At 69.9% G+C, this 13,849-nt stretch carries 8 protein-coding genes and 1 pseudogene; 2 read left to right on the forward strand and 7 right to left on the reverse strand.

What is annotated here, in order from left to right:
- Positions 1–426 precede the first annotated feature (426 nt).
- Together ACGFYP_RS01505 and ACGFYP_RS01510 are read right to left on the reverse strand one after the other, a co-directional pair.
- Positions 427–2,556, reverse strand: coding sequence for a SpoIIE family protein phosphatase (locus ACGFYP_RS01505; RefSeq protein ID WP_393485253.1), 2,130 nt, complete (start codon positions 2,554–2,556; stop codon positions 427–429).
- Between the two features lie 473 nt (positions 2,557–3,029).
- The gene (locus tag ACGFYP_RS01510; RefSeq protein WP_393485254.1) at positions 3,030–3,155 is read right to left on the reverse strand and encodes a hypothetical protein; all 126 of its coding nucleotides are present in this window, start codon (positions 3,153–3,155) and stop codon (positions 3,030–3,032) included.
- A 35-nt stretch (positions 3,156–3,190) separates the two neighbouring features.
- Here ACGFYP_RS01510 and ACGFYP_RS01515 point away from each other — a divergent pair, with 35 nt between their 5' ends.
- Positions 3,191–3,649 (forward strand): hypothetical protein, encoded by a 459-nt coding sequence (locus ACGFYP_RS01515; protein WP_393485255.1) that lies wholly within the window; start codon positions 3,191–3,193, stop codon positions 3,647–3,649.
- A gap of 65 nt (positions 3,650–3,714) precedes the next feature.
- On the opposite strand, the gene nhaA is transcribed toward ACGFYP_RS01515, so the two are convergent.
- The gene (gene nhaA / locus ACGFYP_RS01520; protein ID WP_393485256.1) at positions 3,715–5,013 is read right to left on the reverse strand and encodes a Na+/H+ antiporter NhaA; all 1,299 of its coding nucleotides are present in this window, start codon (positions 5,011–5,013) and stop codon (positions 3,715–3,717) included.
- 594 nt (positions 5,014–5,607) lie between these two features.
- Between nhaA and ACGFYP_RS01525 the strand changes: the two genes are divergently transcribed.
- Positions 5,608–5,895, forward strand: coding sequence for a DUF3303 family protein (locus ACGFYP_RS01525; protein ID WP_189601981.1), 288 nt, complete (start codon positions 5,608–5,610; stop codon positions 5,893–5,895).
- A gap of 71 nt (positions 5,896–5,966) precedes the next feature.
- Here the strand turns inward: ACGFYP_RS01525 and ACGFYP_RS01530 are convergent.
- From ACGFYP_RS01530 to ACGFYP_RS01545, 4 genes and pseudogenes are all read right to left on the reverse strand, one after another.
- Positions 5,967–6,074, reverse strand: a pseudogene (locus ACGFYP_RS01530) (IS5/IS1182 family transposase); the annotation flags it as partial.
- Between the two features lie 279 nt (positions 6,075–6,353).
- A complete protein-coding gene (locus tag ACGFYP_RS01535; RefSeq protein ID WP_393485257.1) occupies positions 6,354–11,192 on the reverse strand; it encodes a DNA repair ATPase in 4,839 nt (1,612 codons plus the stop codon).
- 99 nt (positions 11,193–11,291) lie between these two features.
- Positions 11,292–13,295 carry a flotillin family protein gene (locus tag ACGFYP_RS01540; RefSeq protein WP_393485258.1) on the reverse strand — a complete coding sequence of 668 codons (2,004 nt, stop codon included), beginning with the start codon at positions 13,293–13,295 and terminating at the stop codon, positions 11,292–11,294.
- A 69-nt stretch (positions 13,296–13,364) separates the two neighbouring features.
- On the reverse strand, positions 13,365–13,766 hold the full coding sequence (locus ACGFYP_RS01545; protein ID WP_393485259.1) for a hypothetical protein: 402 nt from the start codon (positions 13,764–13,766) through the stop codon (positions 13,365–13,367).
- Positions 13,767–13,849 lie beyond the last annotated feature (83 nt).

The raw sequence follows: 13,849 nt of genomic DNA on the forward strand, positions 1-13,849 counted from the left end.
CCCGGCCTTGCGCGCCGCTACGATGCAGCGCCGCGAGAGGCATCAAGAGTGCTCCTCCACCTCACCATCACCCGTCGCACCAGCCCCGTGCATCGGGGTCGACACCCATATTTTGCCCTGCGACCACAGAGGCTCGGCGACGCGCCAGCGGCCGTGGCGGTCCCGACGGCCCTCACCGCCGCGCTGCTGAAGGTGATCCCGCTCGTCGGTGTCCGGCCCGTCCGACGGCTGGTCCGACCGTGTGCTGTCCGGGGAGGAAGTTCCCCGCTCGCGAGCACAACTGCTGTACGTGGCCTGCGAGATGGGCCAAAAGCCTCAGTTCGCTCGCGCTGGGCACGACCATGCTGATGACCTGAACATCGAGACCGTTCCACCGCGCCCGGCGTCAGCAGCCAGGGCGGGAGGGAGGGAGCCACTGCGCGGGCCTCATTGCCCGGGAGATGCCTGGATGAGGAGGAGTGCGATGTCGTCATGGCGGGGCGCCGATGCCGTGGCGTATTCGACGAGCGTGTCCGCGACATCGTCCATCGTCCGGCCTCCCGCCTGTACGAGCTGGCGGGCGAGGTCGGCTGTGGTGTCGTCGATGTCGAGGCCGGGGATTTCGACGAGACCGTCGGTGTACAGGACGAGCACCGTGCCGGGAGGCAGGGGAATCTCGGTGGTCGGATAGCCGGCTTCGGCGTCGATGCCCATCAACAGACCAGGGGTCACGTGGAGGACTTCGGTGCGTCCATCGGGGTGCCGCAGGATCGGCGGGGGGTGTCCGGCGCTGGCGAGTTGCGCGCGGTGTCGCGCGAGGTCGATGTGGGCGATCAGGCAGCTGGTGAACAGTCCCGGGTCGAGGTCGACCAGGAGGCGGTTGGTGCGGGCGAGGACCTTGCCGGGGGGTGTGCCGGCGGTGGCGTGGGCGTGGACGGCGGTGCGGACCTGTCCCATGAGGGCGGCCGCGGTGATGCTGTGGCCCTGTACGTCGCCGATTGCGACGGCGACGGTGGTGTCGTCGCGGCGGATGAGGTCGTAGAAGTCTCCACCGATGTCCATGCCGCGGCCGGCGGGGAGGTAGCGGGCGGCCACGTCCAGGCCCGGGATGCGGGGAAGCGTGTGCGGGAGCAGGACTGATTGCAGGGTGTGGGCGAGCTCGTGCTTGGTGTCGTAGAGGCGGGCCCGGTCCAGTGCCTGCGAGATGAGCCCTGCCAGTGAGGTCAGCACGGCGCGTTCTGCCGGGGTGAAGGGGTGGGGCTGGTCGTAGGCGAGGACGAGGGAGCCGACGACACGGTCGGAAGCGATCAGAGGCAGAAAGGCCCAGGAGGCCATGTTGTCCAGATGGACGGCTGAGGGGTACTCGCGCTGCAGGTCCGCGAAGTCGGCGAAGAAGCTGGGCACACCGGTGCTCAGGACTCGTGCCGTCGGCGTGGGTGAGGTCAGCGGCTGGGCGTCGAAGCGGTCCATGAGCTCGGCGGTGTATCCGCGGTAGCCGATGATGCGGAGTCGGCCTTCTTCCGCTGTCAGCAGGGCCAGGGCCTTCGGGCCGAAGGCGGGCACGATCTGGTCCGCGACGAGGTCGACGACCTCGTTCACCCCGACAGCTTCCGTGAGGGCGGCGGCCAGGTGCATCAGATGGTAGAGAGACGTCGCGCCGGCCAGCTCGGCGGAGGGCGGGGGTTGCCCACGTGACACGTGCGGCGTCTTGGGGGCTGTGGCGGGGGTGATGTGGACGCTGATTCCGGAGGCGTCGGGGTAGAGCTGGAACGAGAGCCACGTATTCGGTGGACGAAGCGCGGTGAAGGACGTCGGCTGGCGGCTGACCACCGCCGCCCGGTAGTGCTCTTCGAAGACGGGCTCCCGCATCCACGGCAGCACCTCCCAGGGCCGGGCACCCCGAAGGACCGCGGCGTCGGCCCCGACGAGGTCGGTCGCGGCGGAATTGATGAACGTGATGCGGCCGTCCAGGTCCATGGCGCAGCAGCCCACCGGCAGGCGCTCGGCGAAGTTGACCACGGCCAGCGCATCGTCCTGTTCGGGGGCGGGGGAACTGGGTGGGGGCAGCACCCGGGGCTTTTCCACCGCCAGCGCCAGCTGCCCGCTGTCGGCGATCCGCTGCAGCAGGTCACCGGCGGTGCGGCAGAAACCGTCGATCGCATGGCGTTCGGCGGGGCTCAGTTCGGGCGGGCGCCAGATGGGCCAGAGCAACACGAGGCCGCCCGACACGGGGGTGCCGTTCGTGATCGGAGCGGCGGCGAGGATGAAGTCGTAGGGAAGCACGAGGCCGAGCCTCGGATAGCGCCGCGCGATCTCCTCCCGGCCGCTCAACCACACGAGACGCCCCTCTCGTATGGCATCCGCGACCGGGATCGGTGTGCCGAGGTCGATCCGCGCCCATGGAGCGGTGATCTGCTCGGGGGCTCCCGACACCACCGCCAGGTACAGAATGCGCTCACCTGGCGGAAGCAGATACACAAGGGCCACGGAAGCCTCGGTGGCACGGACCACGTCGGCCACGGCAGCATCGAGCTGCTCCAGGGTGAGTCCTGCGGCGGAGGCGGACGGGGGCTGCATTCGCTCAGCGCCCTTCGGTAGCAGTCGGCGAGGACCGCGCGCGACCGGAGCGGCTGCGGGCAGTCTCCGCCCTGATGCCCAGGCCCGCACCGATCTGCGCCGAGCTGGCACCGGCCTCCCGGTCAGCCATCACCGCCGAGCGCACCAGCTGCCCCGCCAGGCACGGCAGGGATGCCACAGTGGGGCTGGCGCAACGGACGAGGGCGGGCCCAGGTGTGTGCTGCGCCTGCCGCTGAAGGGTCTGAAGGTGCAGCATCAGGTCCATACCGGCTACCACCATCATCTGGCGCGCTGCGTCGGCCTCCCGCCATTCGCGCCGTGCACGCCAGGGCGTCTGATGGTGTGCTGCCCGGCGATACCTCCGGCCGACCGCCCGCGCACGCTCCGGCATGCGAGCGCCGCACCGATCACACCGGCCGTCTCCCATATGTCGACCGTATGCCCGCTATACGGTGACGGCACTCCGGATCGTGTCAGGCTCCGAGCGCGGTGAAGCCGCCGACGACGGCTCCGTAGACGATGTGGGCGAGGGCGGTGACCACGGGGGTGCTCGGTCCGTAGTTGAGCATGAGGAAGCCGGGTGGTTCCAGGAGTGCCACTTCGGGGGGCTGGTGAGCGGGCTGCCCATCCGGGGATGGACGAGCGGCAGGAGGACGCTGAGCAGCGCGGTGGCAGCGAAGAGGCCGTGCGCGAGTCCGAAGAGGGGGCCCAGTCACCAGCCGGATCGGCCGATCGCGAGGAATGCTGCGTAGTACATGAACGCGAAGATCTCGCCGTTGAGGAAGTGCATCAGGTAGCCGACGGCCTTGGCGTGTGTGCGGCGTTGCTGACTTTCTCCGAGATCCCCATTGGGAGCCGGTTTCGGGACCGGGCGTATCGGCAGGCCATCGACGGACCGCAGCAAGCCGGCACAGGACTGCGTCCGCAGGGCCACGAGGGTGACCGGCGTCAGGCGCTGGGCGTGGCGCGCAGCGCGTCGGCCATCGGTCGGGGGCTCGGCCGGCACGGCCGACTCGGCGTCGTTGGTCGACTCGGACTCGTCGATGTCGTCGCTGCACGCCTCGGTCAGCGCGCCCGGCCGGTTTCTCCGTGACGGTGGTGACGCTGGCCCGGCTCGTGGAGCGGGCGTCCACCACGCCTCGGCACGTCCCCCCATGGTCACCGGCCGCCGCCCGCTGACCCCGTCTGGTAGATGTCGGGGATGCCGTCGGCATCCTCGTCGCGCTCTTCCTCTTCCCACAGGCGCCGGTAGACGCGGTTGCGGCGGCGCAGCAGTACGGCGGCGAGTACCGCCGCCGTGAAGGAGCCGACCAGGACCGCGGCCTTGATGTGCTCGGCATCGGCGGCGTTCGGGAAGGCCAGCTCGCCGATGAGGAGGGCGACGGTGAATCCGATGCCGGCCAGCGTGGCGAGGCCGAAGACGTCGCCCCAGGCGAGGTCCGGGTTGAGTACCGCCTTGGTGAAGCGGGCGGCCAGGTAGGTGCCGAGGAAGATGCCGAGGATCTTGCCGGCGACGAGGCCGATGACGACGCCGAGCGGCTCGGGGTCGGTGAAGACGTGGCCGAGGGCCCTGCCGGAGACGGCGACACCGGCTGCGAACAGTGCGAACAGGGGGACGGCCACACCGGCGGAGACAGGGTGGACGAGGTGCGCGACCCGGGCGCCCGGGGACGCCCTCTCCCCCTTGTCGCGGGTGGCGCGCAGGATCAGACCCATGGCGACGCCGGCAACGGTGGCATGGACCCCGGAGTTGTACATCAGCGCCCAAGTCGTGATGCCCAACGGCACGTACCACCACCAGCCGCGCACCCGGGAGCGCTGGAGCGCGTAGAAGAGGACGAGCCCGGCGAACGCACCGGCCAGCGCCCAGAAGTTCAGGTCGGAGGTGAAGAAGATCGCGATGATCAGGATGGCGCCGAGGTCGTCGACGACGGCGAGCGTGAGCAGGAACGCCCGGAGCGCGGCGGGCAGATGGGTGCTGATGACGGCGAGGACCGCGAGCGCGAAGGCGATGTCCGTGGCCATCGGGACGGCCCAGCCGTCGAGGCTTCCGCCGCCGGCCGTGGCGGTGATCGCGTAGAGGGCGGCGGGTACGGCCATGCCGCAGAGGGCGGCGACAACCGGCAGGGCCGCCGTGGCCGGGGTGCGCAACTCCCCGACGACGAGCTCGCGTTTCAGCTCGATCCCGGCGACGAGGAAGAACAGGGCGAGGAGTCCGTCGGCGGTCCAGTGCCCGACCGAGAGGTCGAGCCCGAGGGCGGGGATGCCGAAGTGGAAGTCGCGGATGTCGGTGTACGCCGCGCTCCACGGACTGTTGGCCCAGACGAGGGCGACGACGGCCGCCGTGAGGAGGACCAGGCCACCGACCGTTTCCGTCCGCAGTGCCTCGGTGACGGCCTGGCGCTCGGGCCAGGGCAGAAGTCCGAGCACCGTCCGGCGCGGGCGTGTCTGCGTCATGAGGGGTGGCCTCCGGGGCGTGTCGGCTGATGGGCACACAAGCCCTCGGACGCCGACCAGACTTCCCGGCACACCAGCGTCATCCCTTGACGCGTTGCTTACACCCTATCGGGTGTCCGGGAGCCTCACCAGGCGTCTCTCACCTGCTGGAACGAGGTGAGCGGGCCCCGTATCCACCAAGGCGCGAGGTGGACACGGGCCCTCTCCCAGGGAGCCGGGCCGCCGGGGGGCCAGACGGTGGTCCTCACCGGCTCCTGGTCGGGGTCCTCGTCCGTGTCGAGTCCGGCGTCTCGCTGCGGACGAAGGTGAGGAAGGAGTTCAGCTCGTACTTCACGACCGGCGGAGGAGGTGGGTGGTGTCGAGCGGTGTTGAGTTGATTGCCGGTCGGCACCACTGTCCTGATGCAGGCAGAACCGTGCTGGGCAGAGCCCACTGGGAGATGTCTGCACGTGGCAGCACCCCTCCCATGACATCACGTAGGGCGTAAGAGATGTTGCGGTCGGTGATCAGTGAACGGAGGCTGAGGTGGATGCACCGGATCCCAGCGAGCGCGGACGGAACCGCGCAGGTCGCGGTGCGCGAGGAGAGCGTGCGATGCGGATGATGATGAAGGCCCGCATGGACACCCAGATGTCGAACAAGGTGACGAAGGGTGGGGCGATGCCCGACTCGCTGAAGTCAACCATCGAGCGCCTGAAGCCGGAGGCCGCCTACTTCACCCCTGAAGGCGGGCGCTCCATGATCCTCGTTTTCGACATGCAGGACAGCTCTCAGTTGCCCTCCATCGCGGATCCGTTCTTCCAGGAGATGGGCGCGGAGGTCACGTTCGAGCCGGTCATGAACCTCGACGATCTGCAGAAGGGCCTCGCTGCCCTGAAGTAGCGCTGCTCGCCTCAGCGACCGCACGCTGATCAGTCTTACCGGCGTCAGCGATCGTCCCGGCGGTCGTTCGCGGGTGCGTCGCCGGCCTGTCCGGCGGTGAGATGGACGGCCAGAGGCCGGCGGTGGGCATCGGACGCGAGAGGGAACTTCGTGGTCAGTCCGCCGCGTGACCGACCGATGGCGTGGTCGTCCGGCTCTCCGGCCGAGGCCCCTATTGCGGGCCCCGGCCGCGTGCTGGTGAGCGCGAACGACGGTGGAGTCCACCAAGACGGCCCAGTTGAGGTCTTCTTCTGCGTCGGCCTACGCGAGGAGCGTTGTGAACCCCCGCTGCCATGTGCCGTCGACAGCCACCGCTCGGCACAGGACGAGTTCGCCCGCGTGACGGCTGGAGTGACACGGCCGGAGGAGTTCTTCCGACACATGCAGCAACGCATGGAGCAGCAGGCATCTCACGCCGCCTAGCCGGAGGCTTCTGCCGGTCCTGCCGCGTGCCTTCCTAGTGGACGGGCGAGCAGATGGCGCGGGTCCGTCGCCCGGGTGATCGCCGTTTCCACGGCCGTGATGCGGTCGGCGAGGAGACCGAGGGCGGCGACCGCCCTGCTCAGCGGGTCGTCTCCGGAGCCGCCGAGTGCCTGGGTGCGCAGGTAGGCGATGGTGACCTCCGACCAGCGGGCGGCCTGCGAGGCAGTGAGGATGCCCCGCAGCGCGGCGAGTTTGAGGAGGTTGGCCTCGGCTTCGGTGGTGAGGGTCTGGGCCTCGGCGGTGTAGTGGTCGTCGATGACGGCGGCGAGTTCGGCGTCGTTCATGGCGGGTGAGATGCGGGCCGCGATCTTGTTCATGTTCCGGTACGAGCCCTGGAGTCGGAAGGGCGGTTCGGTGCGGGCGTCGTCCGACTGGGCCGCGGAGGCGATGTAGGCCGCGTTGACGGCAAGGACGGTCGCGCGGGCGGTCAGCAGGTGGCGCAGGACAGCGAGGACGCGGTCGAGTTCGGCGGGGGCGTAGGGGTGGGTGAGCCGGTCCCGGCGCGCGGTCGGGTCGTCTGCCGCGAGCCGTACGAGGAGTTCCAGGTCGGTGCGGTCGCGGCCCGCCAGCGGGGCGAGGACGGGGTGGGAGGTGAGGGCGTTCTCGACGAAGCTCAGCGCGAAGGCGTCCTCCTTGCCGGTCAGCACGTCGCCGAGGTTCCACACGTCGGCGCGGTTGGCGAGCATGTCGGGGACGCGGAAGCGCTGCCCGGACTCGGTGTACGGGTTTCCGGCCATGCAGACGGCGAAGCGCTTGCCGCGCAGGTCGTGGCCGTTCAGGGTGCGGGTGGCGTCGCAGAGGGGGATGAACTTCTGCAGGAACTCCGGTGACGTGTGCTGGATGTCGTCGACGTACAGCAGGACGTTATTGCCCGCCGACAGTGCGAAGGCGATCTTTTCCAGTTCCCTGCGGGCGGCGGCGTCGGGTGCTTCGGCGGGGTCGAGCGAGGTCGTTGCCTGGCCGAGGGCGGGGCCGTCGACCTTGACGAGGAGAAGTCCGAGGCGGTCGGCTACGTACTCGATGAGGGTCGTCTTTCCGTATCCGGGCGGGGAGAGGAGCAGGAGCAGGCCGTGGGAGTCGGTCCTCTTGGCGTCTCCTGCCGCGCCGAGCTGCTTGGCGAGGTTGTCGCCGATCAGGGGGAGGTAGACCTCGTCGACAAGTCGGTTGCGGACGAAGGACGACATGACTCGGGGCCGGTACTCATCCACCCGCAGCCGTGCGCGCTCCGCCGCGACGAGCGCCGCCCGGTGCTGCTGGTAGACGCGGAACGCGGGCACGTCCAGGTCGGCGAAGGCCCGCGTCCTGGACAGGTACTCGTCCAGCCGCAGCTCCAGTGCTCGGCCCTCCACGCGACGGTGTGTGCCGAGGAGTCCGGTGACCGTCGCCGTGGTCGGGGCTGCGACCTCGTAGCGGTCGAGCTCCGGGCTGAGCTCGAGGGCGACGGCCTCGGCCAATACGCCCTCGTCGAGCTGCTCCCCCGATGCCGACGCGTAGGAGGTGAGCCATGCCTCGACGAGTTGCCGGCACGCACCCGGCTCCGTGAGAGCGGCAAGAGTGTCGTCGTACGCCGAGGTGCCGACGGCGCGGCGGAACTTGTCCAGCAGTGTGCGCGCCTCGTCGGAGACGGCGAAGCCCGGTGGGTCGGCTGCCAGTTCCGCGATCAGGTACGCGGCAGCGGTCGCGTTACCGATCTCCTCGGTCAACTCCTGCCGGAGTCCGTCGACGGCCGATGCCGAGGCGAAGAGGTCACGGGCCTGGGTCAGTGAGACCGCGCGGTGGGTCCACTGTCTGCGGGCTTCGGCGGTGGTGGGGTGGGCCCAGAAGGTCTGCGCGGCGGCGCGCGCCGCCGCCGGGTACCTGAGCAGTCCGGCGCCCTCGTGCAGCCTGAGCACCGCCTCCAGGATCAACACCGCGTCGTGATCGTGGACACCCCGCTCATAGCCCTCGTCGTACGCGGCCTCGGCTGCCCGCCTTGCGAGTTCGGCGACGTCCGCGCCGGCCAGGCCGTCCGCGCCGTGCTCGGCCAGCAGGCGTGCGGCCAGGTGCTCGGAGCGGTAGACCTCCGCCGATTCGGAGGGCAGCGTCCGGTCCCAGTACGGCCGGTGCGCGGTGAACTCCGGGTCGGTGACGGGCGAGCGGTAGTCGGTTCCGGTCAGCGCGAAGGCGAGGGTGTCCTCGTGCGGTACGAGCGTCAGTTCCGGTGCCTGCCGGTTGACGGCGAAGCGGTGCCGGCCGAGCCGGATCGTGTCGCCGCCGTCGGAGAAGAGGTCGGTACGGTCCCGCAGCGCGCGGCCGGCCTCCTGGCGGGCGGCTCCGAGGCGGCCCTCGAGCTCCTCCGCCCGTACCTGGTCGCCGAGTTCACGCAGTTCCGCCCCGGTGCGCCGGACCTTGGCGACCATGGGGTCGGTGGCGAAGTACGTGTGCACCTCGTCGAGGTCTCCGAGGACTGAGGCGCGTCGGGTGATCGCCTCCAGTACGCGTCCCGCCGACTCCGCCAGACGCTCCGCTCGGCGGGCCCGGGCGTCCTGGAGCGACTGCTTGCGGGCGGTGAAGGCGTCGTAGATCTCGGTCCGCTTCTCGCCGATGTCTGCCAGGAATCCGTCGTGCTCGGCGAAGCGGGACTCCAGGTTCTCCAGCTGGAGCAGCAGCCGGCCGAGCTGGTCGTCGCAGCCCTCCGGCGTGTCGGAGGCCGACAGCGCGCCGGTGACGGCCTGGCCGAGGAGGGCGAGCTCGGCGGCGAACTCCGCCCGGCCCTCACGGTCGAGGAGTTCGGCCCGCCGGGAGGCGAGGACGGCACGAGCGCGGTTCAGTGCACCGAGGACGTCGGCGATCCGTTCCAGGATCGACGTGCGGACGGTCGCGTCGCCGATGTCGAGGCCGGCGACGATCTCGCTGAGCGTCCGCAGGCCGAGGGTGTACTCGTCGAGCCGGTCGCCGACGGGACCCGCCTCGGCGACGGTGGTCAGCTCCCCGGCCTCCGTGGCGAGCCGTTCGGCGACCGCGTGGTGGGCGGTGAAGGCGTCCTCGCGCTGAAGGAACGCGACGGCCCGCTGCGCGGCCGAGGCGATGTCGGCCTCCACGTCCCCGGCGAGGGTGTCGATCCTCTCCGTGTCGGCGTACCGCATCTCCTTCAGGGTCACCAGGTGCCCCTGAGACTGGCGGAGTTCGGTGATCCGGGAGATCCACTCCTCGGCGGTGGCGGGCGCCTCGCCGCGAATGCGTCGGACCAGCCGGGTGATCTGTTGGGCGGACTCGGCCAGCGCGTCGGATGCCTGCCGGGTGAGTGTGGTCACGGTCTCGAACTCGTCGAGGACCTGCGCGGCGGTGCTCCGCAGCTCGGCCAGCGGACCGTGCAGGTCGCCCGTCTCCGAGTCGCCCAACCAGTGGTGGACGTCGGCCGCCCGTGAGCATGCGTCGACCAGCGACTCGTACACCGCGCCGGCGGGCGTCAGCTCGACGGCCTGCCGGGCGATGGCGAGGCAGTCGGAGATCCCCCGGACGAGGTCCGAGTTGCCGATCCGGGCCAGCGGCCCGGTCCCGGCTTCAGCAACGTGAGTGTCGGCCACGTACGCGGTCTGCCAGATCTGCACCGGGTGCACGCGGCCGGGCTCCCCGTCCTCCGCGCGCAGGACGACCATCGTCCCGTCGTCGAGGAGCGCGTATCCGCCGCAGGAGACGGGCGTGGCGATCTCCTTGCGGATCAGGTTGTACGGGAGGAGCAGGCTGCGGCCGGCCTCCTGGGCGTGGAAGACGAAGAGTATGTCCTCGCCGTTGGGGGACCGGATCGCCCGCTCGAACGCCAGCTCCGCCGAGTCCATGTCGAAGGTCTTCACCGTGCCGGAGGCGAGGCAGTAGCCGCCGGGGAACACGATGCCCTCGTTGTCGGGCAGCCGCAGACAAGCCTGTCCCATGCCGTCGAGGCGGACCACGGTCCCGGTCAGGGTGTTGAAGACGAAGTGCCGTCGGGTCTCCTCCTTGTACGGGCGGACACGCACCACGATCAGAGCGCCCACCGTCGCGTACGCGACCTCCGCGTCGGCCAGGGACTGGAGGGGCTCGTCGACCGGCTCGCTGTGAATACCCTCGCCGATCTCGGTGTCGTTCTCCGTCTTCACCGTCAACGCCCCGCCGACCGTGGACACGAAGAGGCGGCCGTCGAGCGAGATGTGCGGGTGCCGACCCAGCACGTGATCGTCGCGAGTCGTCTCCACCCAGTCGACGTCGTGGGAGGGAGGGAAGACGTGGTCGCGCTCCCCCTGGGCATCGAGGAAACTCATCTCGCCGGACGGTCCGACGGACCAGCGCAGGACACGGAGGTCGTCGGCCTGCTCCCCGGTCCGGAACACGGCGAGGAGACGTCCCTCCAGGCGGCGCAGACGCAGCAGACGGGCGCCCCGGAAGTAGCGGTGCAGGGCGGTGAACTCCCGGACGAAGTCCGGGTCGTCGAGGAGGCCGGGCACCGCGCCCTCGGGCAGCGGGTTCAGCTCGCGGTCGTACAGCGTGAAAACGTCGGCGACCAGGGTCTCGGTACGCCCCGCGAAGGGTGTCTGGCGGCCGAAGAGCAGGACATCGTCGCCGACGGCCACCAGGTCCCGGGGCAGGACGCTGCTCTCGGTGCGGATGCGGTCGGTGCCAGTGAGGGTCAGCTCGCCCGAACCGAATTCCGTGATCCGCGCCTGGTTGAGGGCCTCGGCACGCCGGGCCAGCTCGCCTGCCTGCGCGACAAGACGGTCGCGCAGCACCGCGTACGTGTCCTGGTCGATTCCCGCGCTCATCCCGTTCCGCTCCTTGTACCGTGATGGGTACGGATCCGGTGCCGGTAACTCCCCCGTTTGCCGGCACCGGACCCGCCTTGACCGCTCCCCCGTGGGCGGTCAGCTCTTGACGGCGCCGTTCAGCGCCTCGGTGCCGGTCGGGGCCGCCCCGTCCAGGACCCCGGACTTCATGACCTTCGCCAGCAGTGCGGACACGCTGAGGTTCTGCACGTCGGCGGTGGACAGCGAGCCGAGCACCTTGGTCAGGTCCTCGGTGAAGGACCCGTCTCCGTTCAGCCACGGACCGGCGAGCGCCTGCGCGGTCTGCGAGTGCTCCATGAAGCCGTCGACGGACTTGCCGAGCGCGATCGACTGCACCAGCCGGTCGAGGAAGACCGACTCGCCGCCGACGATGTTGATGTCGGCGTTCTCAAGGCCGGTCGCAAGCACGGTGGCCTGCGCCTCGGCCACCTGCCGCTGCACTTCGAGGCCGGCCAGACGAATGTCCTTCTCCGCCTCCAGACGCAGCCGGTACTCCTCGTGGGTACGGGACGCCTCGTCGAGCGCGGCCATCGCGGCCGCCTTCTCGGTCAGGCCGGCCGCTTCCGCCTTCAGCTTCTCGCCGATCGCGGTCGCCTCCGCCAGGGCCTTCTCCCGGGTGCCGACGGCTTCGGCACGCAGCCGCGCCTCGGTCGCCTCGGCCTCGGCGCGGCCGGCCTTCTCGATCGCGTCGGCCTCCTTCTCCCGTACCTGCACGGCCGCCAGGCCCTCTGCCGCCGCCTCGGCCTGGATCCCCTCGGCGAGGCGGATCTTGGCGCGGGCATCCATGTCGGCGGCCTTGGTCCGGGCCTCGGCGAGCGTGAGCTCCTCGGCTGCACGGTGTACGGCAGCCTGTTCGGCGGCCTCGGCCGCCTTGATGTCCTTGACCAGCTTCTCCTGCGCCTCGGCCTCGGCGGCGATGATGATCGCCTGGCGCTCGCGCTCGGCCTCCTCGACCGCGCGCAGCCGCTTGATGGACTCCTCCTGCTCGGCGACCGTACGGTCCACCGCGATCCGCTCGCGGATCACCTCGGCGATGTCACGGCGTTCTACCTCGACCTCCTTCTCGGCGGAGATGCGGGTGAGTTCGGTCTCCCGGTCGCGGGCGATGACTTCGAGCAGGCGGTCCTTCTCGATCCGCTCGTTCTCGACGGCGATGACCCGCTCGCGGTTCTTCTGCGCGACCGCGACCTCACGGGCCTGGTTCTCGCGCTGGATACCGAGTTGCTCCTCCGTCTTCAGGAACGCGCTCTGCGCCCGCAGCCGCTCCTCCTCCACCACCCGGGCGGTCTCGGCCTCCTCCCGGGCCCGTGCGGTGTCGATCTCGCGCTTCTGCTTGATCTCGGCGTCCGCCTGGCGCCGTTCGAGTTCCAGGATCGCCTCGCGGGCGTCGACGTTCTGCCGGGTGATCTCCTTCTGCTCGTGCTGGCGGAACTCGTTCGTGCGGACGTTCTCGACCGCGGTCAGCTCGGTGATCTTGCGGATGCCCTGGGCATCCAGGATGTTGCCGGGGTCGAGATGGGAGAGCGGAGTCTGCTCCAGGTAGTCGATGGCCGCGTCCTCCAGGCTGTAGCCGTTGAGGTCGATGCCGATGATCTCGATGATCCGGAACCGCAGCTCCTCGCGCTTGGTGTACAGGTCGGTGAAGTCCAGCTGCTTGCCGACGGTCTTGAGCGCCTCGGAGAACTTGGCATTGAACAGCTCCTGCAGCGTCTCCTTGTCGGAGGCCCGCTGGGTTCCGATCGCCTGCGCCACTTTGATGACATCCTCGACGGTCTTGTTGACCCGGACGAAGAACGAGATCCGGATGTCCGCGCGGATGTTGTCCCGGCAGATCAGTCCATCCCGGCCCGTCCTGCTGATCTCGATCGTCTTCACCGAGATGTCCATGACCTCGGCCTTGTGCAGCACGGGCAGGACTACCTGGCCGGTGAAGGTGACGTCGACCTTCCGCATCTTCGACACGATCAGTGCCTTGCCCTGCTCCACCTTGCGGAACAGCCGGCTGAGCACGAACAGGAGAGTGAAGGTGACAAGCAGGGCGACGGCGACGAGCACGCCGATGCCCACGGTGATTGCATCCATGAGAATCCCCGAGTGAGGTGAAGTGTGGTGGGCGGCTTTCCTGAAGGAACCGCCGAAGACAGCGTCAGGTCAGGTGAGATCGGCGAAGTCGCGCCGGGACGGTCCGGGTTCCTCAGGAAAGAACTTCGCCAGCCGCCGGACGAGGCACCTCGTCGCGCGCCAGGAGACGAACGGGGCCAGGAACAGGAGGAGTAGGGAGAGCAGAGAAGCCGCGACCCCTGGCAGGCCGACGCGATGGAGCAGTACCGAGCCGGAAAGGCTCAAGGCCCAGCCGATCACCACGAAGAACGAGGCCGACACCGCGACGGGCACTCCGCCGAGCCGTAGGGCTTCGGCGTCCACATCGGAATCGAAGGCCCCCCGCTCCGCCACCCCGGACAGCACCAGCAGCCAGAATCCGAGGACGACGACCAAGGCGGCACTGAGAAGCATCGTCGGAAAGTCGGCGGCAGCGCTCAGGTACTCCCCCATACGCCGCCCCCCCCACATGTCCGTTTCCGGCGCCCGGCATCACGCCCCGCGCCCACACCCTCCGCCACGACCATCCTGACGCA

Origin of the sequence: Streptomyces sp. NPDC048370, from assembly GCF_043200825.1 — a bacterium.
In the GTDB taxonomy this organism is placed as follows: Bacteria; Actinomycetota; Actinomycetes; order Streptomycetales; family Streptomycetaceae; genus Streptomyces.